Here is a 20,543-nt window from a genome sequence, read left to right on the forward strand (position 1 = left end):
CTTCAGTGACATGATCCAGTCGCGATCAGTGGCCGATGCCGACCTTCGCGTGAACCTTTTTCATCCACACAGGAGCCCACCAGTTCGCTTCGCCCATCAACTTCACGAGCGAGGGCACGAGCAACATGCGGATGATGGTCGCGTCGACGATCAGCGCGACGATCATGCCGACGCCCAGGAACTTCATCACTGACAGCCCTGACATTGCGAAGGCCCCCGTCACCACTATCAGGAGTAAGGCGGCAGCCGTCACGATGCGGCCGGTGCGCTCGGTTCCGAACTTAACGGCTTCCTCTGTCGTCGCTCCCGCGTTCTTGGCCTCGACCATCCGTGACATCAGGAAAACCTCGTAGTCCGTGGACAATCCGAAGACCACCGCCAGGATGAGCACGACAAACGTAGCCTCCAGCGGAGTTTGACTGACCCCGAGGAGTTCGACGCCGTGTCCGTCCTGGAAGACGAAGGTGAGGACACCGAAGGTGGTCGCGAGGCTCAGGGCTGCCATCAGCACCGCCTTGATCGGCAGCACCACCGAACCGAACGCGAGGAACAACAGGATCAGGGTGGATCCGACCATGATGAGGATCATCACCGGTAGCCAGTGCAGGACGGCGTTGTTGCCGTCGTCGACCATGGCTTGACCGCCGCCGACAAGCAGCACCGTTCCGTCGGGAGCGGAGATTGCACGCAGATCTGTCACTGCGGCGCTCTGTGATTGGGGTGTAGAGCCCTCGCTGTAGAGAGCCTGAACCGCGACGAGTTGATTGGTGCTCGCGACGACGGTCGCCTGACCGATGCCCTCGACTTGACCGGCGGACTCGGCGATCGCCGCACCTTCGGCCGGGGTGAGAGTGTTCCCGTCCTCGGCCTGAAGGATCATCGTTGCGCCATTTCCGGTTTGCGGGAAGTCGTTGACCAACGTGTCCATCGCGACGCGAGCGGGGTCGTTGTCCGGTAGTGCGGTGTACGAGAGTTCTCCCAGCCGGGCGCCGAGCAGCGGCGAGGCCATCACGAGCAGCACAGCCACGATCGTCACCGAGACTGCGACCGGACGCTTCATCACCCACGTGACGACGCGGCCCCAGAACTTGCGCGAGCGTTCCTCGCCGCGTTGCGCCGCATCCTTGCGCCATGTCAGGGCGTTGATGCGATGCCCCAGAATGGCAAGCAGCGCAGGCACAGCGGTCAGCGACAGGACGGCCGCGCTCAATACCGCAGCGATCGCGCCGAAGCCCAGAGACCGGATGACGGCCTGGGGGAAAACGAGCATGCCGCTGAACGCACAGATCAGCAGTAGACCCGAGAACATGACGGTGCGACCCGCCGTCAGAACTGTCCGCTGAGCAGCCGCTCCCGGGTCCGAGCCCGAATTCAGTTCTTCACGGAACCGGCCGACCACGAACAGTCCGTAGTCGATGGCCAGTCCCAACCCGAGAAGAGAAGCGACGTTGATCGAGAACGAGGACACATCGGTGATCAGCGTGAGGATTCGCAGAACCGCCAAGGCGCTCAAGACACTGAGTACACCCACGAATACCGGAACCGCCGCAGCGACGATGCCGCCGAAGATGAAGACCAACAGCACCAGAGTGATCGGAATGGCGATGGCTTCGGCGACCACCAGGTCCTTCTCGAGCTTGGTGTTGAATGCGACGCCGACGACGGTGTTACCCGCGAATTGTGCCTCGGCACCTTCGACTTCGAGCTTCGGCAGGAGATCGGCGAAAGTGGCGGGCGTGACGCCCGAGTCCGGTGCCAACGTGATCGCAACGGCCGCCATGGATCCGTCGTTCGAGAGCAGGCTGGCCTTCGCTGCGGCGTCTGTTCCCCAATACGATTTCACCGAAGCGGTCGGCACTTCGGTTTTGAACTGGTCGACGGCGGCTGTCACTGCCGGCCCGATGTCGTCCAGAGTCTTGCCGTCCGTGGGCGAGTAGATCGCGATGATGTCCGGGGTCTGCGGTCCGAGATTGTCTTCGATGATGTCGGCGACCTTCGCGGAGTCGCTGCCCGGATCGATGAAGCCGCCCTGGCTGAGCTTGCCGAACACTCCGAGTCCCCACACCCCACTGATGAGAACTATCAGAACCGCGAGGCTCAGTACCCACCATTTCCGGGCGACGACGGTTTGGGCCCAGCGTGTCATGTATCAACTCCGGTGTGTGGGGGCGTCTGGCCAGATCGACTGTAGTGGGCGTTTGGTCTTGAATCGGAAACGTCATGCATACTGCTCGAAGCACTTGCAAGCCACGCGTGTGGGGGAAGCCGGTCCGAATCCGGCGCTGACCCGCAACGGTAGGTCGATTCTCGGTAGTCACCGAGTGTCGGCAAGCCCGATTACCCGCCGCGCGGTGTGCGACATCCATTCGTCGTGGTCTACGAAAAGGAAGTCCAGCAGGAGCTCTGGCCGAGGATCAGCGTGCGGGCGGAGTTGTCTGTCGGATTCTCATTCGTGGCTCAGAGCCCTTACGAGGTCCCCGTGTCACTTCAGTTCTCCCCGTCCCGCGCCGCCGCTGTTCTCATCGCGGTCGCCTTGGTTTCGGCAGGTTGTTCCAAAGGTCAGGAATCAGAGTCGGCGTCTGCTGCGGAATCCTTCGCACAGCCGGTGTCCGTGACCAACTGCGATCGCGAGATGACCTTCGATTCGCCGCCGCAGCGCATCGTGTCTTTGAACGGACACGTCACCGAAGCCCTCATCGAGATCGGCGCGGGTGATCGGATTGTCGGGCGGGCGTACAGCGACAACCCGCCAACTGCCGAGACCGCCGATGTATTCAACAAGATTCCCAGCCTTTCCGATACGTTCCCCAGCATGGAACAGGTCCTCGACGTCGATCCGGACTTCGTGGTCGGAGGAATGACCAGTGCCTTCAACGAGAAGCAGGGCCGTTCCCGAGACGCCTTCGGCGAGCGCGGAATCAACACCTTCTTGTTCTCCGAATACTGTGGCACCGGTTTCCCCGACATCGGATTGCTCGAGAACGACTACACGCAACTCGGTCGAGTCCTGGGCGTCGAAGATTCCGCCCGCGAGGTCGCAGAGGAGATCAGCGATGGTCTCGATTCCGTCCGCGCTTCGGTCGGAGACGCGGCGCCGGTACCGACCTTCTTCTACGACAGCGGTGACCAGGTTCCGACGACCATCGGCGGAGTCGGCGTCGGTCAATTGGTCGCGGAATACTCCGGCGTCTCGAACATCTTCGCCGAAGGGACAAAGCCCTACATCGACGCATCGTGGGAAGCTGTTGCCGAGCGTGCACCCCAGGCGATCGTGGTCATCGACTACGGCGACAAGACAGCCGAGCAGAAGATCGACTTCCTCCGTGCCCAGCCGTTGATGGCGACCACCCCTGCTGTGCAGCAGAACCGGTTCGTCGTGGTTCCTCTCGCTGACCTGTTCGAGAGTTCACGGTTGGTGCGTTCGGCACAGACCATCGCAACAGCCTTCCATTCAGGCGCTGACGCGGCGAAGTGACCCGCACGCGTTACGGGTACGGCGCCCTGCTTGTCGGCTTGGCGGTCGCCTTGGCGATCGTCCTGGGGTTGGCCGTCTCCTTGGGATCGGTTCGCATTCCCGTCGGTGACGTCTGGGCGATAGTCGGAGCCCGTTTGGCGCCAGGGACTTTCGAGACGTGGTGGACCGCGGCGCGGGAGTCGATCGTGATCGACTCCCGCCTGCCACGTGCACTCACTGCCGCGGTGGTGGGTGCTTCGTTGGCGATGTCGGGTGCTGTTGCTCAGGCTGTCACACGGAATCCTCTTGCCGACCCGTATCTGCTCGGAGTCTCGTCGGGCGCGGGATTCATGGTGGTGCTCGTGTCGGTGCTGGGTTTCGGCGCCGGCCTCCTCGGGGTTTTCACGATTCCGGTCGCAGCATTCGTCGGGGCGATGATCCCGTTGTTTCTCGCACTGCTGATCGGCGGCCGGTATCCGCAGCCGACCGCGATCATTTTGGTGGGTGTCGCGCTCGCCCAGATATTCTCGGCGCTCATCACCTTTTGCATCCTGGTATTGGCCGATGATCGGCACGTGACGTCGGTGATGCACTGGATTGCCGGCGGATTCGGTGATGCACGATGGTCGACGCTGATCTTCCCGACGATCACACTGGCCGTCGTCGGCACAGCCCTTCTGTTCAGTTCGCGGTGGATGGACGTTTTGCAGACCGGTGACGACGGGGCTGCTGCACTCGGTATGAACGTCCGACGGTTCCGTGTGTTGTCCTTGCTCGCGGTCTCCGTACTGGCGGGCGCAGCAGTCAGCGTTGCCGGTGGAATCGGTTTCATCGGTCTGCTGATCCCGCATCTGGCCGGCTTCATCGTCGGCACCAGAGCAATTCGACTGCTCCCTGCTGCAGCCCTGCTGGGCGCCGTCGCGATGGTTGCCGCGGATACCGCTGCGCGCTCGGTGGCACAATCCACTGAAGTTCCGGTCGGAGTGATCACGGCCCTCGTGGGTGCACCGATCTTCGTCTGGATGCTCTACCGGCAGTATCGGAGGCTCGAACAGTGACACAGGCCAGAACAGTGACACTCCCGAAAGACTCCGAAACTGCGCCCCTGCTCGAACTCGTCGAGACCCGGGCGCGGCTCGGAAATCGCGAAGTGTTGCGCGGCATCACTTTCGCAGTCAAGTCCGGTGAAATATTGGGCTTGGTCGGGCCGAACGGCAGTGGCAAGACGACGGCGCTGCGCTGCTGCTACAACGCTTTGACGCCGACAGGTGGCGCAGTTCTGATCGATCAAGTCGACTCGACGACGCTCTCGCGTAAGGACATCGCCCGAACTGTCTCGGCAAGTGTTCAGGAACCCACTGTCTCGGCAGGACTGTCGGTTCGTGAATCGATCGCGCTCGGACGAACTCCGCACCGCAGCTGGTTGGACCGAAGCACGGAGCGCGATACCACCATCGTGGACCGGTGCATCGAGCAGGTCGGTTTGGTCGAGCTTGCCGGACGAGACGTATCGACCCTGTCGGGTGGTGAGCGGCAACGTGTCTCGATAGCTCGCGCATTGGCTCAGGAGCCCAAGGTTCTGTTGTTGGACGAGCCGACCAATCATCTCGATCTTCGTCACCAGTTGATCGTGATGGAACTGCTTACCGAACTTGCGTCGGCGGGGCTCGCAGTTGTGGTCACGATGCACGATCTACGGTTGGCAGTCGAGTACTGCGACAACCTTGCCGTGCTCACCGAAGGTGAACTCCGCGCGTGTGGGTCTACGGTCGAGGTGTTGGACGAGCCGTTGTTGGCCGAGGTTTTCGGCATCAGGGCGCGAGTCGAACGCGGAGTACGTCCGCGGATGGAGATATTGGGGCTGGCATGACGGAATCGGTGGCCGGGATCTACGCCCGTATGGCAGTAGCTGTGCCGTTCTTCGACAACCTGAGCGCGTATCCGGATACGGTGCCCGCGGTGTTGATGACCGACCCCCAGTGGTTGGCAGCACGTGTCGCCGATACGGCAGAGCGATGGGGGAGTGCGGACAGTCGAGTGAACGGCACGTTGTGGTGGTACTCGGCCAGCTCGACGCTGACCGGCATTCCGATCGGAACCGGGATGGTCACCGGGTTCGCGGCCGATCCATCGTTGGACGGTGGGCGGATCTTCTTGCGTGACAACGGCTATCTGGGCGGTTTTGCTGCCGGATCGGTCATTCCGATCTCGCGGAGTGTGGCGGAGTTGGGCCACGCGATGTTCCGCTCGCTCAATCCCGTGATCGAGGTACTCGCCGAGGTGTCCGGCGTTCGGCAGCAGGCGCTGTGGGCGATCACAACGGACTCCATCGCCAATCGCAGCCTCGATGCCGCCGGTAATGCGCGGGAGCGCGGAAGTGCATTTGCGGCCGGTCTGATCGAAGTTCTCCGCGGTGAGAACCCGGGCATTCCGGTCCCGCGTTTCGTGGACGTGGATCGCAGAGAATCTGCTGTGCGCGTAAGTAATCCATTGACCCCGGTGGCATTCGGGCGACGCAGATTCACGCAGCGGGCGTCGTGCTGCCTGATCTACGAGGTACCCGGTGAAGGCAAATGCACCAGTTGCCCGAAGCGCGCACCCGAAGATCGGGTGCGCGCCTTGGCCGCTCTGGTGTGACTGTGGGTGGGCGGATTCAGGTGTTATCGGATCAGTGAGCTGCGACCTTGGAACGGTCGAGTCCCAGCGCGTCGGTCATCGTGAAGAACAGGTCCGTCTGGTCCGTGAGACCGCTGACGTTGGCCGCATGCGGGCCGAAAGCTGCTACGCGCAACTGAGTTCCGGTGTGTCCTTCGGACTCGACGGCCGGATCCTCGGACGTTCCGTAGCTGATCGTCATCTCCGAGCCGTCCTTCGTGGTCAGCTTGCGGGTCAGTCCGGGGTAGACGATTTCCTGGGCGCGCTCGACCGGGATGTTCTGGTCCTTGGCGATGGTGGCGATGTCGTCGGCGCTGACATTGGTGACGATCTGGCTGGTGTGAGCGTGGTCGGCTGTGACGATGACCAGGGTTTCTCCGTCGGTCTTCGCAAATTCGAGTGCCTTCTGCACAGCTTCGTCGAGGTCGACGGTTTCACCGATCTGACCGCATGCGTTGGCTGCGTGATCCTGCTTGTCGATCGAGGCACCTTCGACCTGGAGGAAGAATCCGTTGTCGTTGACCTTCAGTAGGTCGATGGCCTTCTGAGTCATGTCCGCGAGCTTGGGCACGTCGGAGGTTCGCTTGGGGTTGTCGACGCAGGTTTCGGCGGGCTGCAGGTAACCGTCGCGGGTGGCGACGGATCCTTCCCAGCGGACGGGCATGTTGCCGTCGGCGAACAAGCCGAGCACGGGTGCATCCTGATCGGCCTTGCCGACCTCGTTCATCTCGGCGGCGTTCTTCACCAGCTGGTAGCCACGGGCGGCGGCCTGCTCATTGAGTGTCTTGCCCTGCCAGTCACCGGCTTTCGCGGTCTCAGCGAAGGACTTGGCGCCGCCGGCGAAGGTGACGTCGGCGCGGGTGTCGAGGAGTTGTTCGCTGATCGATCCCTTGCCGCCGTTCTCGAGGGCGTTCTCCGGGCAGGACTTGGACGTCGCCTCCGGTCCGTAGCACTTGCGGCCACTGACGTGCGCGACCTGCACTGCGGGGGTGGCGTCCTGCACCTCGGCGGTGGAGACGTTGCCGGTGGCCTTGCCGTTCGCCTTGGCGATCTCGAGGACGGTCGACTGGGCCTGCCCCTTGATGTCGACCGAAATCGCGCCGTTGTAGGTCTTGGTGCCGGTGGACCATGCCGATCCGCTGGCTGCGGAGTCGGTGACGTAGTCGGGCTTGCCGTCCTTGGTCAGTGCGTAGTGTGTGTACTGGCCGGTGATCGGCAGGGCGTCGAGGCCGGGGAAGCTGCCCGCAGCGCCTTCGGCGTAGTTGCGTGCGGCGGTGATCTCCGAGTCGCCCATGCCGTCCCCGATCAGGAGGATGACGTTCTTCGCGCCGGAGGCATTGACGGCGTCGCGCACTGCGGCCGACTGATCACCGTCGATGCGACGAGCGCCACCGTTCGAGGACAGTTCGCCGGTCGCGGCGCGATCGACGGTCGCGCCGTTCGAGCCGGTGGCCTCGTCGGCGCTGCTGCTGCAGCCGGCAGCGGCCAGAACGGCGACGGCGCCGGCGACGGCCGTCAACCTACGTGTGTTGCGCGAGAACGACATACGAGTAGTACTCCTGGAAACAGTATGGATGGAGATTATGAACGCCGCTAATGATCTGGGGCGAAAGTGAACGGAGTGCAGACATGCGTACATCTGAATGTGACGAGACGGTGAGGGTTGAGATTCGCTCTGTTGACTGTGGGTGAGTGACCTGTCAGACTGAATCTGCATCGAACATCAGTTCGATGCATGTGGTGCGTCTTCCCTTTCGGCATCCTCGAGCAGTCGGTCGTCCCTGACGGCCGACTCGATCAGGTGCGAGGTCAGTGTGGGTTGGGGAAATGGGCCGCCGACGTGGTCCGAGATGGAACGGGTGCTTTCCGGACGACCCGGCCGTGTGGAACACGAGGATTTGTTTCCGGGCGATGGAAGCGACAGCCCCGCCTGGTCAAGAAAGCGCGGCGAGTACCACGCGGGCGAGCTCACCCGTGGTGCCGGTGTAATTCCTTACGCAGAACTGCACGCTCACTCGGCCTTCAGTTTCCTCGACGGTGCATCACCGCCGGAAGAGCTGGTCGAGGAAGCAGTGCGTCTCGGGCTCGAAGCTATCGCCGTCACCGATCACGACGGCTTCTACGGCGTGGTGAGGTTTGCGGAAGCCGCACGTGAATGGGGAATGCGCACCGTGTTCGGGGCCGAGTTGTCTCTGGATTCGGTACCCAGAACCGGCACGGCAGATCCCGGTGGAACGCACCTCCTGGTACTTGCCCGTGGGCAGGAAGGGTATCGTCGGCTCTCGCGGGAGATCGCTGCCGCGCATCTGGCGGGCGGCGAGAAGGGCAAACTGCAGTACGACTACGACGTGCTGACCGAAGCGGCCGGTGGCCACTGGCAGATCCTGACCGGGTGCCGGAAAGGTCATGTGCGGCAAGCCTTGACGTCGGATGGTCGCGAAGCAGCGGCGGATGCCTTGGGGGATCTGGTCGAGCGTTTCGGGGCGGAGCGAGTGTCGGTGGAACTCACTCATCATGGGTTGGCGGAGGACGACGAGCGCAATGCCGTTCTGGCCGAATTGGCGAGAGAGCATGGACTACGTACGGTGGCGACCACCGCCGCGCACTTCGCCGCTCCTCCGCGTCGACGCCTCGCCATGGCAATGGCGGCTGTGCGGTCGCGTCAAAGCTTGGACGAGGCAGCAGGATGGTTGGCCCCTACCGGCGGAGCGCACCTGCGGTCCGGCGCGGAGATGGCGGCACTGTTCTCGCTCTATCCCGAGGCTGTCAGTGGTGCCGCCGATCTTGGTCGTGAGTGCGCTTTCGATCTCAAGCTCATCGCGCCCAAATTGCCACCGTTCGACGTGCCAGCCGGGCATACCGAGGCGTCGTGGTTGCGTGAGCTCACCATGGTGGGGGCGCTGGAACGCTACGGACCGCCGGAAGGTGCACCGAAGGCATACAAACAGCTCGAACATGAACTTGCCATCATCGAGGGATTGAACTTTCCCGGATATTTCCTGGTGGTGCATGACATCGTGTCGTTCTGCAAGAACAACGACATCCTCTGTCAGGGAAGAGGTTCCGCTGCGAACTCGGCGGTGTGTTACGCGATCGGCATCACCAATGTCGATCCGGTTCGCAACAAACTGCTGTTCGAGAGGTTTCTTTCGCCTGAACGTGACGGCCCGCCGGACATCGACGTGGACATCGAGTCGGATCGCCGGGAAGAGGCGATCCAGCACGTGTACGCGAAGTACGGGCGTACGTATGCCGCGCAGGTAGCCAATGTCATCACCTATCGAGGAAAGTCGTCGGTGCGGGACATGGCTCGGGCGCTGGGCTTTTCGCAGGGACAGCAAGATGCGTGGAGTAAGCAGGTCGGCCGGTGGGGTGGTATCGACAAGAATGCGGATACCGATATTCCGCGTCCGGTACTCGAACTGGCGGCGCAGATCGAAGGCTATCCGCGGCACCTCGGTATCCACTCAGGCGGCATGGTCATCTGCGATCGTCCCATCGCCGACGTCTGCCCGGTGGAGTGGGCGCGGATGGCCAATCGCAGTGTCCTGCAATGGGACAAGGACGATTGCGCTGCCGCTGGGCTGGTCAAGTTCGATCTGCTCGGCCTCGGCATGCTCTCAGCTTTGCACTACATGATGGATCTGGTGGCCGAACACAAAGGCATCACAGTCGATCTGGCGCAACTCGATCTGTCGGAAACAGCGGTGTACGAGATGTTGCAGCGGGCAGATTCGGTGGGGGTGTTCCAAGTGGAATCACGTGCGCAGATGGCGACACTGCCGCGTCTGAAGCCTCGAAACTTCTACGACCTGGTAGTCGAGGTCGCGCTCATCCGTCCGGGGCCGATCCAAGGCGGATCAGTGCATCCGTACATTCGTCGGCGCAACAAACTCGAACCTGTGTCCTACGACCATCCGTCGCTCGAGAAGGCACTCGAACGCACGTTGGGGGTTCCGCTGTTCCAGGAACAGTTGATGCAGATGGCCGTCGACGTTGCGGGCTTCACGCCGTCCGAGGCCGATCAATTGCGTCGGGCAATGGGATCGAAACGCTCCACCGAGAAGATGGAACAACTGCGTGCGAGGTTCTATCAGGGCATGCGAGACCTACACGGCATCGGTGACGAGGTTGCCGACCGGATCTACGAAAAGCTGTATGCATTCGCTAATTTCGGTTTCCCGGAAAGCCATTCACAGAGTTTTGCCGCGCTGGTCTTCTACTCCTCGTGGTTCAAACTTCATCATCCCGCTGCGTTCTGCGCCGGACTTCTGCGCGCGCAGCCCATGGGTTTCTACTCGCCGCAGTCCTTGGTTGCCGATGCGCGCCGGCACGGAGTGCAGGTACACGGTGCAGACATCAATGTCAGCCTCGCGCATGCCACCGTCGAGGCAGGTGGATTCGAGGTTCGGCTGGGGCTGGGGGAAGTGCGCAACATCGGCGATGCACTCGCCGAGAAAATTGTCGAACAGCGCGACCTCGGTGGACCGTTCACGTCGTTTCTCGATCTGACGGGGCGGGTGGAACTGACTACCGCACAAGCTGAATCGCTGGCGACCGCCGGTGCGCTAGCCAGCTTCGGTATCTCGCGTAGAGAAGCGCTGTGGGCAGCGGGCGCTGCGGCGGGGGAGCGCCCCGACCGCTTGCCCGGTATCGGTGCGTCGGTCACAGCTCCCACCTTGCCCGGCATGAGCGACGTCGAATTGGCGGCGGCGGATGTCTGGGCGACAGGAGTATCTCCCGACACGTACCCGACACAATTCCTCCGCCCACAGCTCGACGCGCTCGGCGTGGTGCCGGCGTCGAGACTTCTCGACATCCCGGACGGTGACCGTGTGCTGGTGGGGGGAGCAGTCACACACCGGCAGCGTCCGGCCACAGCTGCGGGCGTCACGTTCATCAACCTCGAGGACGAAACCGGCATGGTCAACGTCGTGTGTTCGGTGGGGTTGTGGGCAAAGTACCGAAAATTGGCAAATACGGCGCCGGCGTTGCTTATTCGAGGGAAGGTGCAGAATGCAGAAGGCGCTGTCACCGTCGTGGCAGACCGGATGCAGCTGATGGATCTGCGAGTCACGGCCAAATCGCGAGACTTCCGTTAACGCCTGATTCTGGCCACCGTGTTAGTGCCGAGAGACAATTTTGTGCCGAGAGGACAAATGTGGAGCTCAACTCTGACCTCCGAGCATATGGTGCGGGTCACATTTGCTCCCTAGGGTTGTCGCTTGAGCGCGATCGATTCACCACACGCAGCCGCGGTCAGTTGCCTTGCGCGTGAATATCGTCGCCTTCCAAACGCGCTGAACCAAAAGCACTTCGAGTCGAAGAGGAACTTCATGAGCACAGCGATTCTCGTCGCACACGTACACCCCGCCGATCCGTCTTCGGAGGATGCGTTCAACCGCTGGTACGACGACGTGCATATTCCGCAGGTCGTCGAACGAGTGCCCGGAGTTGTCTCCGCCTCCAGATTCTTCCTGGCGGATGTGCAGTTGCTGCCCGAGGATGCATTGCCCGCGCGCCGCTACCTGAGCATCTATCAACTCGACACGGAAGATCTCGCGGGCACCGCGCAGGCGTTGGGAAGTGCTTTGGGCGACGGAACTCTCGACATGTCCGAGGCCATCGCGACCACCGGCGACACCGGACCCGAATTGCTTTTCTACGTCCCGACCGAGAATTGAAGGGGAACGCTGACATGTCCGATCTTCTCGCGAACAAAGTTGCAATTGTCACCGGCGCAGGTGCCGGAATCGGCGCCGCCATTGCCCGGGCGTTCGGGGCGGAGGGCGCGAGGGTCGTGGTCTCCGACATCAACGGTGGCGCAGCACAGGCAGTGGCGGACTCGATCGACGGAGCTATCGCTGTCACAACTGATGTCACCGACGAACAGCAGGTCAAGGATCTCGTCGCCAGAGCGGTCGAAGAGTTCGGCGGACTGAACGTCGTAGTACCCAACGCCGGTATCGCCACCACGACCCCGCTGATCGAGACCTCGTTCGAGGACTGGCGGAAAGTGATGTCGGTCAACCTCGATGGAGTGTTCTTGACAGTGCGTCATTCGCTGCCCGCTCTCGTCGCATCCGGTGGCGGTTCGATCGTGAACATCTCGTCGATCTCGTCGACCACCGGCTCGCCTTTGATCGGCAGCTATGCCGCAGCCAAAGCAGCAGTTCGCAATCTCACCGAAACCCTGTCAGCCGAACTTCGCTTCCACGGAATCCGCGCGAATGCATTGCTGCCCGGATTCATCGATACCGACCTGGTCAAGAGTCACCAGCAGGATTTCGAGAATGCCCTCGGCCTCGAGTCCGGGGGATTCGACGACTTGATGGTCACGAAGCAGACGCGCTATGGCCGGACCGAGGAAGTTGCCGCCGCCGCAGTGTTCTTTGCGAGCGACCAGTCGTCGTGGTGCAACGGCAGCAGCCTGGTTCTCGACGGAGGGTTCACCGCTTCTCTCCTCTGAGCAGCAGAACCCTTTCCGAACGTCACCCGATCACCATTCGTGCGAGGATCCACACCATGACCAACCGCGCCGTGTACGTACTCCCGCCTGGAGGATTGAACAACCTCGAATCGAGGACGATCGAGACCCCGGGCCCGGGTGCGGGTGAGGTGACGATCGCGATCCACGCGAATTCGCTCAACCACCATGACTACCTCGTGGCGACCGGAGAGATAGCAACCGACGGTCCGCGGATCCTGTTGTCCGATGCTGCCGGGGAGGTCGTTGCGGTCGGAGACGGCGTAACGCAGTTCAGCGTCGGAGATCGCGTGATGAGCACCTATTTGCCGCATTGGCGGAGCGGCACACCGGATTTCGACGGATTCGGAAATTCGCCGGGTGACGGTGTCGACGGGTTCGCCCGCGACACCGTCACCGTGCCGGTATCTGCTGTGACAGTGATGCCGCGAAACTACACCTACGAGGAAGCCGCTACCTTGCCCACCGCAGGTTTGTCAGCGTGGCGCGCACTATTTGCCGGAGTCCCGATCATCCCAGGGTCGTCGGTGTTGATCCCTGGGACCAGCACGGTGGCGCTGTTTGCCGTCCAGCTGGCCAAAGCTGTTGGAGCTCAGGTGATCGCAACGTCGTCGGCCCCCGACAAGATGGCACGATTGGTCGAGCTCGGTGCCGATCACGTGGTCAACTACCGTGAGCGCCCGGACTGGGGTTCGGAAGCGATGCGGCTCAGCGGCGGGATCGACCTCGTCCTCGACGTCGGCGGGCCGTCCACCCTCGGCCAATCTCTGGCGGCAGTCCGACCAGGCGGGCGAATCTGCGCGCTTGGCATCATGAACGGCCCCTCGTCGTCGATCGACCTGACTTCGCTACTGACCAAACAGGTCACCATCGAAGGTGTTCTGGTGGGCAGTCGTGCACATCAGGAGGAGATGGTCGCCGGGCTGGAGAGCCTGGCGCTTCGTCCCGTCATAGATTCTTCCTACAGCCTCGACCGCCTCGCTGACGCTTTCGAGCAGCAGAAATCCGGGCAGGCCTACGGCAAGATCGTCATCACAAACCCTTGATCGCTTGCCGGTCCCAACGGGGATCGGTGAGGATTTCCGCCGAGTCGCCGACAAATGCACGTGCGGCAGTCTGGTCGCCGCTCAGGGTGAATCTCAGCCACGCGGTGAGGTAGCCCCGGAATCCTTCGCCATCTGCGGCCCAATTGTGGCCGACGCCAAGCAGTCTGCCGCGGACCGCCGGTCCGGCGGTTTTGTCGAAGTACTCAGCTTGCGGATCGGCGGTGGAGACCGGGTCGTCGGCGCCGGTCATGAAGAACGTCGGTCCGGTCAACTGGGCCACGTCGATCACGTCGACAGGTCGCGAGGCCCACCACGGGTCAGGCAAATCGAGTACCGCCGTGGCGGTGATCAGATTCGCGGACTGGGTTGCCGCGTTGATCGCGCCACCGGCGCCCTGGGAGTGTCCGACCGAGGCAATGTTGTCGGTGTCGATCCGCTGGTGAAAAATGCTCTCAGCGTTGGTGTTCTGATCGACGACGTACTGGGCAGCCCCCAAGATCTCCGTCCCGTCGCCGGTGACGCTGCTGTCGGCCACCACAACGACAAAACCCCAAGAAGCGAGATGCTGCAGGAGCGCTTCGTACTCTTCGTAAGTCGCATAGCTGCCGTTGCCGAAGGTGACGACGGGATGCCGATTGCCATCAGACGACAAGCCGGCTGGGTAGAACAGTTGGTACCCGGGAACTGAATCGGCAGCCACTTCATGCGCACCCTTGGCTGCATACAGATCGCTGATCGATTCCGACGCGATGGATTCGGTGGTCGCGACTTCGGGAGTTGTCGGAACCCCCGCGGTGGCATGAGTGACGGCACCGGAGAGTGCCAGCACACACGATGCAGTCACGACGGCGAACGAGTACGTGGTTCGAGAAGGCATGGGCACAAGTATGTCTTGTACGGTCGCGGTCGGTCAGGCCGAGACGGGTGTGTGCCGATCTTCGCCGATTCGATCTCGAATGAGGAAGACGGCGATCACCCCGAAGACGACCAAGAGGACCGTCAGTAGAGAGGTGATGGCGGCGGCGCCGCTCACTTCCGTGGTCACCGAAGTGTCCAGCCCGCCGGTCGAGAGAATTGTGGTGGGGTCGGTGAGGCCGTGTAACACGATTGCGGCCCAGATCGTGCCCGTCACACGCATTGTCAGGTACATGCACATACCGAAACCGAAGGTGTAGACCACGGTGACCAGAACGGTTGACGCCTTCATCCCGGCGATGAGGTTGACGGTGTGCATGAGTGCAAACACCAGTGAAGACACGACGGCGACAAAGCGTTCCCGGTGGCCGGCGTCGCGCAACATCTTCACTGCCAGGCCACGGGTGGCCAATTCCTCGGTCAGGCCGACGCACGCACCGAGCACCAGCAGGGCGATTACCTCGCCGGTGGTCCAGGCGCTCCAATCCGTTCCCGCCAGATGCGCAACAATGGCGGCGACCACGATGATCGGACCGATCCACATCCAACCCCGCCCACGAATGGGTTGTGGGCCGAAGACGCCGCGCAGCCAGCCGACCTTTGTCGTGAAAACCAGCAGGGCGATCCCGCCGATCGCGATGGGCAATGCGACGCCGAGGAGGATGCTGGAGGCGCTTGCCACGACATTGTCCGTATCGATCTGGTCTGCAAAAACCCTGGAGGTAACCTGCCCGACAGCAAGATAGAACGCCAGGTAGACGACGATCAGCAGGAGCACTTTCCACACGGTGGGGCGACTCCAAAAACCGGACTTTTCGGGAACCGTATTGGTCATTGTCAGATCGTAAAGGGAGCTGCACGAAAACGCGCGGGTACCGTCTATTCGGACAGCAGCGAACACGAAGGCAGGCGCAGAAGAAATGTTGGAAGTCGATTTGAATGCACTGGACACGGCTTTGGCGGCGGGTGAGCCGTTGATCGACGTCCGTGAGGCCGACGAGTTCGCTCAGGTCCGAGTTCCCGGTGCGACGCTCATTCCGCTCAGCGAATTCGTCTCTCGCGTGGGTGAAATTCCGGACGCGGAAACGGTGTACATCATCTGCGCCGTCGGTGGTCGGAGCTTGCAAGCCGCTGAGTATCTGCAGGCTCGCGGCATCAATGCCGTTTCGGTGGCCGGTGGAACGATGGCGTGGTACCAGTCGGGGCGCCAGGTCGAGACCGGCGAATAGTGCGTAACTGTTGGGGCAGCTCCCGTTTACGGAGCCGCCCCAACACGTCACTTCCGCCAGAACAGGTGGTGCGTCACGCCGCTCGGGCTCGGCACAACGTCGAGGTTGAAGCGGTCGAGTAACTCGTCAGGTGTCTCCCACAGTCGTAGACCGGATCCGAATTCGATCGGGGAGACAGCGATGTGCATCGTGTCGACCAGATCGGCGTCGAGGAATTCACGGATAGTGCTGACTCCGCCGCCGAGTCGAACGTCCTTGCCCTGCGCTGCCTCACGTGCCTGCGCGAGGGCCGTCGCGGGGTCGGCGTCGACGAAGTGGAATGTCGTGTCCGATAGCGTGAACGACGGCCGCACGTGGTGGGTCAAGACAAAAACCGGGGTGTGGAACGGTGGCTCGTCGCCCCACCAGCCCTGCCACTCGAGATTCTCCCAAGGGCCGCGGTAGGGTGAGAATTTGTTGCGGCCCATGATTTCGGCGCCGATGTTGTTGGAGAAGTCCCGCGTGAAATAGTCGTCGAGGCCTCGGCTGCCGCCGGGATCGGTGCGATTGGGCCAGCTGGCCGTAGCTCCTGCCCACGCAAACATTTCACCGTGGTCCAGGCCGAACGGGCTCTCGAAGCTCTGGTCCGGACCGCAGGCTATTCCGTCACTCGAAACGCCGAAATTCTGCACTCGCAATAACTGACTCACCGTGTACTCCTGCTCTCGACAATGGTCTACGTGAGTACAGACCGTACGGCGAGCCAAAACTCATCGGTGCGAATTCATGCAGCCGCCGGTAGAACTCCACTGCGGATCGACCGGACGGTCCTGACCGCGACGGTTGCCCAGATGGGGATCAGTACGGTCAGCAGGGCAAGTGCGATTCCCAGGATCAGGGTGGAACCGGTGGCGACTCCGAAGGCATTCGCTCCGACGGCACATGCTCCGATGGGGAAGGTGAAGCTCCACCAGCCGAGCGAGAAGTCCAAGCCGCGGCGCAGTGCGTGGATGGTGACGACGGTGACGGTGACAAACGCGATCACGCCGATGATTCCGACGACGGTTCCGTAGGCGATCCCGAATTCGTGCAGGGTGTCGGCATGCTCGGGGCTGAGTGCATGCCGTGAGGCGGCGGCCAACAGGTTGGATGCCGCGATCGACTGTCCGATCACGCCCAACGGAATCCACAGTGAGGGAATGGCATTGAACGGGATCACGTCGACGCCGGCCGAACGGTTGCGTGCGAACTGCCTGGCGACGGCTACCAGAATGCCGATGGCGGCGGTCAGCGCCAGAGCGAACAGGATGTAGCAGAAAACCAGTACCGCGATGCGTGGAGCGCCTTCGGGCATGTGGGTGCTGACCGCTGCGCCGGTGGTGGCCGAGACCATCGGAGGTACGACGGGCATGAGCCAGAACGGCATTGCCGTCGCCATCCCGGCATCTCGAACGAGTCGAATCATCATCACGACGTAGGTGACCAGGCCGAGTGCCGTGCCGAGTGTCCACAGTGTCAGCGACACGGTGATCGCCACGTCGTGGCCGAGGAAGTCCGGGCCGGTGATGCCGGTTGCGGATCCCACGGTCAGCAGTGCCATTGCGACGGCGCCGTAGAAGGGGAACATCGCGGGGCTGTGCAGGTAGGCGAGGGCCTGACATCGATGTTGTGACCAATGGGTGGCAAATGCTCCGATCAAGGCGCACAGTACGAGAACCGCCAGAACCCAGAAGATCTCGGAGACCAGTTTCAAGCCCTCGATCTCCGGTTCGAGCGAAGCGGCGGCCACCGACACGATTCCCGTTCCCATCGCTGCCGCGAACCAGTTCGGAGTGATGTGGGCGAAGGTGGAACTCGTTGTGGTGGTCATGTATTTCACTGTCGTCTCATCCGGTCCGTACCGGTAGACCGGTTGTTCTTGAATGCCCACAAACTCGCCTTGTGGGTCTAATCTTGGGACTATGTCGTTGTCTCCTCGGGTGCCGGAACTCAGTGCCCTCGACGTCCTCCTTTCCGTAGGGCGTCTGGGCAGCATGGGTGCTGCCGGCCGGGAGCACGGACTCAGTCAGCAGGCGGTCAGCGCCCGGGTGCGTTCGGTCGAACGCCAACTCGGAATCAAGGTGTTCGATCGAGCGGCGACCGGTGTTCGTCCCACCGCCGAGGGCGGTCTGATTCTCGAGTGGGCAAGTCACATCCTCGTCAGTGCCGAGGAAATGGCATCGGGAGTTGCCGCACTTCGCGGTGAACGTGATGCTGCCGTCACGGTTGCCGCCAGCATGACCATCGCCGAGTATCTGGTTCCCGGATGGACGGTCGCGATGCGGCACAAGTTCCCCAACGTCGTGGCGTCGGTGAGCTTGCACAATTCCTCGGACGTCTCTGCTCAAGTTCAGGCCGGCCAGGCCGATATCGGATTTGTCGAAGGGCCGGATGTGCCGTCGGCGCTCGCGTCGTGCGAAGTAGCGCGTGATCACCTCGTCGTGGTTGTGCCGCCGGGACACGACTGGGCGAATGGTGTGCCCGTTCCGGTCGAGGAACTCGCACGCACACCGCTGATTCAGCGAGAATCAGGGTCCGGTACGCGCCTGACGCTCGAGAATGCTGTTCCCGATTGTGTGCCGCCGCTGCTCGAGCTCACCTCGTGTACCGCTGTCAAGGCTGCGGTGGTGGCAGGCAACGCCCCGGCTGTTCTGTCGTCGCTGGCAGTTGCCGCCGACCTGACGGACGGCCGACTGGTCGCGGTCAACGTCGACGGCTTGCGGATGCCGCGTCGACTCCAAGCCGTCTGGGATCCCGATCGCGGATTGCGCGGTGCGGCAAGAGATTTCCTCGATATAGCGCTCGGATCCAACACCGCTGTTCATTCACGCTGACGGCTACGGCCGCTATCGGACGGTGTCGATCCCCGCGAGGATGAGCTCGATGCCTGCCAGAAACTGTTCTCGGTCGTCGTGGTCGCGCAACTGCGCCGTCACCTGATTGAGGAACGGGTACTTCGCAGAGTCGAGTTCTTCCCATCGCGTGGCGACGCCCGCGAGGAAAGCGGACCGATCTGTCTCACGGGGGAGCAGACGGGCGCCCGCGGCGTACTGTCCGGCGAGACCGAGCACGTAGTTCAGGAGCGCGGACGCGCAGTCGAACTGTGCCGATTCGGGAACGCCGAGCGCCTGGAGTTGCTCGCCGAGACTTTCGAAGATCTGCATCACCGCTGATTGCCACGGTTCACGTGAGAGTTGGGTGCCGACCCAGGGGTGGGCGTCGATCGCGTCGAACACGCCGAGGGTGATGGTCCGGATCGCCTCCCGTGGGGCTGCACCTTCGGTTGCACCGGTTGTCACGCGGGCGATGACGTCGTCGGTCGCCGCGGCGAGCAGTTCGCTCTTGTTGGCAACGTGCCAGTAAATCGCCCCGCTACCTGTTGCCAGGCGTGCGGAGAGTGCGCGAAATGTCAGCGCGGCTTCGCCCTCGTCGTCGAGGATCTCGATCGCAGCCTCGACGATTCGCTCCTTCGAGAGCGCATCCGTACGTCGTTCGGTCCGCTGATTCCTGGTCGCCATGCGAACCATCTTGACATATCTGGAACGCCGTTCCAAGATGTCATTGGAACGACGTTCCAATCGAAGCCTGAAAGGAAACAAACATGAGCAACTCGATAACGATCATCGGGGCGGGCCTCGGCGGTCTGACCCTCGCGCGTGTCCTTCACGTTCATGGAATTCGGTCGAAGATCTACGAGGCGGAACTGTCGGCAGAAGCTCGCACGCAGGGCGGTCAACTCGACATCCACGAACACAACGGTCAGGCCGCGCTCGACGCTGCCGGCCTTACCGACGAGTTCCGCGCGATCATCCACGCGGGCGGCGCCGCGTCGCGCGTACTCGATCAACACGCCGCCGTGCTCCTCGACGAACCCGACGACGGCACGGGAGCACGTCCCGAGGTGCTGCGCGGCGACCTCCGTCGAATCCTGATTGATTCCCTTCCGGACTACACGATCGAATGGGGACGCAAAGTCGACACTGTGCGCTCGCTCGGAGATGATCGCCACGAGTTGACCTTCGTCGACGGTTCGACAGTGACCACCGACTTTCTCGTCGGTGCAGACGGTGCCTGGTCGAAGGTCCGGCCGCTGCTCTCCGATGCGAAGCCGGAATACGTCGGCACCACGTTCGTCGAGACCTACCTCTACGACGTCGACGAGAAGCATTCGGCTGCAGCCGAAGCCGTCGGGGACGGGGCGATGTACGCGCCCGCACCAGGAAAAGCGATCGCCGCGCATCGAGAGGCGGGAGACATCGTGCACACCTACGTTCAGCTGAACCGTCCGGCGGAGTGGTTTGCCGGTATCGATTTCACCGACGCCGCCGCTGCGACAGCGCGGGTCGCGGCCGAGTTCGACGGTTGGGCACCGGAACTCACGGCGCTGATCACCGATGGCGAAACCGCTCCGATTCCGCGCGCGATCCATGCACTTCCCGACGAGCACCGATGGGATCGCGTGCCTGGGGTGACGCTTCTCGGTGACGCGGCGCACCTGATGTCCCCGTCCGGTGAGGGTGCGAACTTGGCGATGTTCGACGGCGCCGAACTGGGAAAGGCGATCGCCACGCACCCCGACGACATCGAAGGGGCACTCGCCGAGTACGAAGAAGCGATGTTCGTGCGCAGCGCATCCGAGGCCGCGGACTCGCACGTGATCCTTGATCTCTGCCTCGGTGAAGGCACACCGTATTCACTGGTCGATTTCTTCACCGGCGCTGCTTCCATATCCGGATAAT

Annotated in this window: 18 protein-coding genes and 1 riboswitch; of the genes, 11 read left to right on the forward strand and 7 right to left on the reverse strand. The window is 62.5% G+C overall.

Annotated features, from left to right (window positions below; translation table 11 throughout):
• Positions 1-25: 25 nt before the first annotated feature.
• On the reverse strand, positions 26-2,146 hold the full coding sequence (locus tag KTR60_RS09860) for an MMPL family transporter (protein WP_003940878.1): 2,121 nt from the start codon (positions 2,144-2,146) through the stop codon (positions 26-28).
• Positions 2,147-2,217: 71 nt separating this feature from the next.
• A riboswitch (cobalamin riboswitch) is annotated at positions 2,218-2,364 on the forward strand.
• A 115-nt stretch (positions 2,365-2,479) separates the two neighbouring features.
• On the opposite strand from KTR60_RS09860, the gene KTR60_RS09865 reads away from it, so the two are divergent.
• The 4 genes from KTR60_RS09865 to KTR60_RS09880 are packed head-to-tail and all read left to right on the forward strand — an operon-like array spanning position 2,480 to position 6,091.
• Positions 2,480-3,475: an ABC transporter substrate-binding protein gene (locus tag KTR60_RS09865; protein WP_042449828.1), complete on the forward strand. Its 996-nt coding sequence runs from the start codon at positions 2,480-2,482 to the stop codon at positions 3,473-3,475.
• On the forward strand, positions 3,472-4,512 hold the full coding sequence (locus tag KTR60_RS09870; protein WP_050654847.1) for a FecCD family ABC transporter permease: 1,041 nt from the start codon (positions 3,472-3,474) through the stop codon (positions 4,510-4,512). Before KTR60_RS09865 ends, KTR60_RS09870 begins: the two co-directional genes overlap by 4 nt.
• Entirely contained in the window at positions 4,509-5,324 is an 816-nt protein-coding gene (locus KTR60_RS09875) for an ABC transporter ATP-binding protein (RefSeq protein ID WP_372452363.1), read from the forward strand. Before KTR60_RS09870 ends, KTR60_RS09875 begins: the two co-directional genes overlap by 4 nt.
• The gene (locus KTR60_RS09880; RefSeq protein WP_003940787.1) at positions 5,321-6,091 is read left to right on the forward strand and encodes a (2Fe-2S)-binding protein; all 771 of its coding nucleotides are present in this window, start codon (positions 5,321-5,323) and stop codon (positions 6,089-6,091) included. The genes KTR60_RS09875 and KTR60_RS09880 overlap by 4 nt, the downstream gene beginning before the upstream one ends.
• A gap of 31 nt (positions 6,092-6,122) precedes the next feature.
• Here KTR60_RS09880 and phoA read toward each other — a convergent pair whose 3' ends face one another.
• Positions 6,123-7,655 carry an alkaline phosphatase gene (gene phoA, locus KTR60_RS09885; protein WP_003940796.1) on the reverse strand — a complete coding sequence of 511 codons (1,533 nt, stop codon included), beginning with the start codon at positions 7,653-7,655 and terminating at the stop codon, positions 6,123-6,125.
• A 268-nt stretch (positions 7,656-7,923) separates the two neighbouring features.
• Between phoA and KTR60_RS09890 the strand changes: the two genes are divergently transcribed.
• The 4 genes from KTR60_RS09890 to KTR60_RS09905 all read left to right on the forward strand — a co-directional run bounded on the left by KTR60_RS09890 (position 7,924) and on the right by KTR60_RS09905 (position 13,642).
• Positions 7,924-11,211: an error-prone DNA polymerase gene (locus KTR60_RS09890; RefSeq protein WP_228402092.1), complete on the forward strand. Its 3,288-nt coding sequence runs from the start codon at positions 7,924-7,926 to the stop codon at positions 11,209-11,211.
• A gap of 234 nt (positions 11,212-11,445) precedes the next feature.
• A complete protein-coding gene (locus KTR60_RS09895) occupies positions 11,446-11,793 on the forward strand; it encodes a hypothetical protein (RefSeq protein ID WP_007727425.1) in 348 nt (115 codons plus the stop codon).
• 14 nt (positions 11,794-11,807) lie between these two features.
• On the forward strand, positions 11,808-12,578 hold the full coding sequence (locus tag KTR60_RS09900) for a glucose 1-dehydrogenase (RefSeq protein ID WP_003940866.1): 771 nt from the start codon (positions 11,808-11,810) through the stop codon (positions 12,576-12,578).
• 56 nt (positions 12,579-12,634) lie between these two features.
• On the forward strand, positions 12,635-13,642 hold the full coding sequence (locus tag KTR60_RS09905) for a zinc-dependent alcohol dehydrogenase family protein (protein ID WP_007727420.1): 1,008 nt from the start codon (positions 12,635-12,637) through the stop codon (positions 13,640-13,642).
• Here the strand turns inward: KTR60_RS09905 and KTR60_RS09910 are convergent.
• A complete protein-coding gene (locus KTR60_RS09910) occupies positions 13,629-14,519 on the reverse strand; it encodes a dienelactone hydrolase family protein (RefSeq protein ID WP_228402093.1) in 891 nt (296 codons plus the stop codon). The two genes, KTR60_RS09905 and KTR60_RS09910, sit on opposite strands and share 14 nt — an antisense overlap.
• Before the next feature lie 33 nt (positions 14,520-14,552).
• Positions 14,553-15,392 (reverse strand): CPBP family intramembrane glutamic endopeptidase, encoded by an 840-nt coding sequence (locus KTR60_RS09915; protein WP_039972807.1) that lies wholly within the window; start codon positions 15,390-15,392, stop codon positions 14,553-14,555.
• 85 nt (positions 15,393-15,477) lie between these two features.
• Here KTR60_RS09915 and KTR60_RS09920 point away from each other — a divergent pair, with 85 nt between their 5' ends.
• On the forward strand, positions 15,478-15,786 hold the full coding sequence (locus KTR60_RS09920) for a rhodanese-like domain-containing protein (protein WP_003940684.1): 309 nt from the start codon (positions 15,478-15,480) through the stop codon (positions 15,784-15,786).
• A gap of 47 nt (positions 15,787-15,833) precedes the next feature.
• Here the strand turns inward: KTR60_RS09920 and KTR60_RS09925 are convergent, their stop codons facing one another.
• Positions 15,834-16,475, reverse strand: a complete 642-nt coding sequence (locus tag KTR60_RS09925; RefSeq protein ID WP_003940771.1) for a dihydrofolate reductase family protein — start codon at positions 16,473-16,475, stop codon at positions 15,834-15,836.
• A 74-nt stretch (positions 16,476-16,549) separates the two neighbouring features.
• Entirely contained in the window at positions 16,550-17,635 is a 1,086-nt protein-coding gene (locus KTR60_RS09930; RefSeq protein ID WP_042449826.1) for a TDT family transporter, read from the reverse strand.
• A gap of 91 nt (positions 17,636-17,726) precedes the next feature.
• Here KTR60_RS09930 and KTR60_RS09935 point away from each other — a divergent pair, with 91 nt between their 5' ends.
• Complete coding sequence (locus tag KTR60_RS09935) at positions 17,727-18,638, forward strand: LysR family transcriptional regulator (RefSeq protein ID WP_030535095.1); 912 nt, start codon at positions 17,727-17,729, stop codon at positions 18,636-18,638.
• 12 nt (positions 18,639-18,650) lie between these two features.
• Here KTR60_RS09935 and KTR60_RS09940 read toward each other — a convergent pair whose 3' ends face one another.
• Positions 18,651-19,331, reverse strand: a complete 681-nt coding sequence (locus KTR60_RS09940) for a TetR/AcrR family transcriptional regulator (RefSeq protein WP_007727412.1) — start codon at positions 19,329-19,331, stop codon at positions 18,651-18,653.
• 74 nt (positions 19,332-19,405) lie between these two features.
• Between KTR60_RS09940 and KTR60_RS09945 the strand changes: the two genes are divergently transcribed.
• On the forward strand, positions 19,406-20,542 hold the full coding sequence (locus KTR60_RS09945) for an FAD-dependent oxidoreductase (protein WP_007727411.1): 1,137 nt from the start codon (positions 19,406-19,408) through the stop codon (positions 20,540-20,542).
• Position 20,543: the final 1 nt, after the last annotated feature.

The sequence above is a fragment of the Rhodococcus sp. C1 genome, assembly GCF_020809065.1.
Taxonomy (GTDB): Bacteria; Actinomycetota; Actinomycetes; order Mycobacteriales; family Mycobacteriaceae; genus Rhodococcus_F; species Rhodococcus_F qingshengii.

Excerpts from the sequence above, each read along its gene's own strand:
- phoA (WP_003940796.1), bottom strand. The coding sequence starts at position 7,655 with ATGTCGTTCTCGCGCAACACACGTAGGTTGACGGCCGTCGCCGGCGCC.
- KTR60_RS09860 (WP_003940878.1), bottom strand. The coding sequence starts at position 2,146 with ATGACACGCTGGGCCCAAACCGTCGTCGCCCGGAAATGGTGGGTACTG.
- KTR60_RS09915 (WP_039972807.1), bottom strand. The coding sequence starts at position 15,392 with ATGACCAATACGGTTCCCGAAAAGTCCGGTTTTTGGAGTCGCCCCACC.
- KTR60_RS09930 (WP_042449826.1), bottom strand. The coding sequence starts at position 17,635 with ATGACCACCACAACGAGTTCCACCTTCGCCCACATCACTCCGAACTGG.
- KTR60_RS09945 (WP_007727411.1), top strand. The coding sequence starts at position 19,406 with ATGAGCAACTCGATAACGATCATCGGGGCGGGCCTCGGCGGTCTGACC.
- KTR60_RS09905 (WP_007727420.1), top strand. The coding sequence starts at position 12,635 with ATGACCAACCGCGCCGTGTACGTACTCCCGCCTGGAGGATTGAACAAC.
- KTR60_RS09910 (WP_228402093.1), bottom strand. The coding sequence starts at position 14,519 with ATGCCTTCTCGAACCACGTACTCGTTCGCCGTCGTGACTGCATCGTGT.
- KTR60_RS09900 (WP_003940866.1), top strand. The coding sequence starts at position 11,808 with ATGTCCGATCTTCTCGCGAACAAAGTTGCAATTGTCACCGGCGCAGGT.
- KTR60_RS09880 (WP_003940787.1), top strand. The coding sequence starts at position 5,321 with ATGACGGAATCGGTGGCCGGGATCTACGCCCGTATGGCAGTAGCTGTG.
- KTR60_RS09920 (WP_003940684.1), top strand. The coding sequence starts at position 15,478 with ATGTTGGAAGTCGATTTGAATGCACTGGACACGGCTTTGGCGGCGGGT.
- KTR60_RS09940 (WP_007727412.1), bottom strand. The coding sequence starts at position 19,331 with ATGGTTCGCATGGCGACCAGGAATCAGCGGACCGAACGACGTACGGAT.
- KTR60_RS09935 (WP_030535095.1), top strand. The coding sequence starts at position 17,727 with ATGTCGTTGTCTCCTCGGGTGCCGGAACTCAGTGCCCTCGACGTCCTC.
- KTR60_RS09895 (WP_007727425.1), top strand. The coding sequence starts at position 11,446 with ATGAGCACAGCGATTCTCGTCGCACACGTACACCCCGCCGATCCGTCT.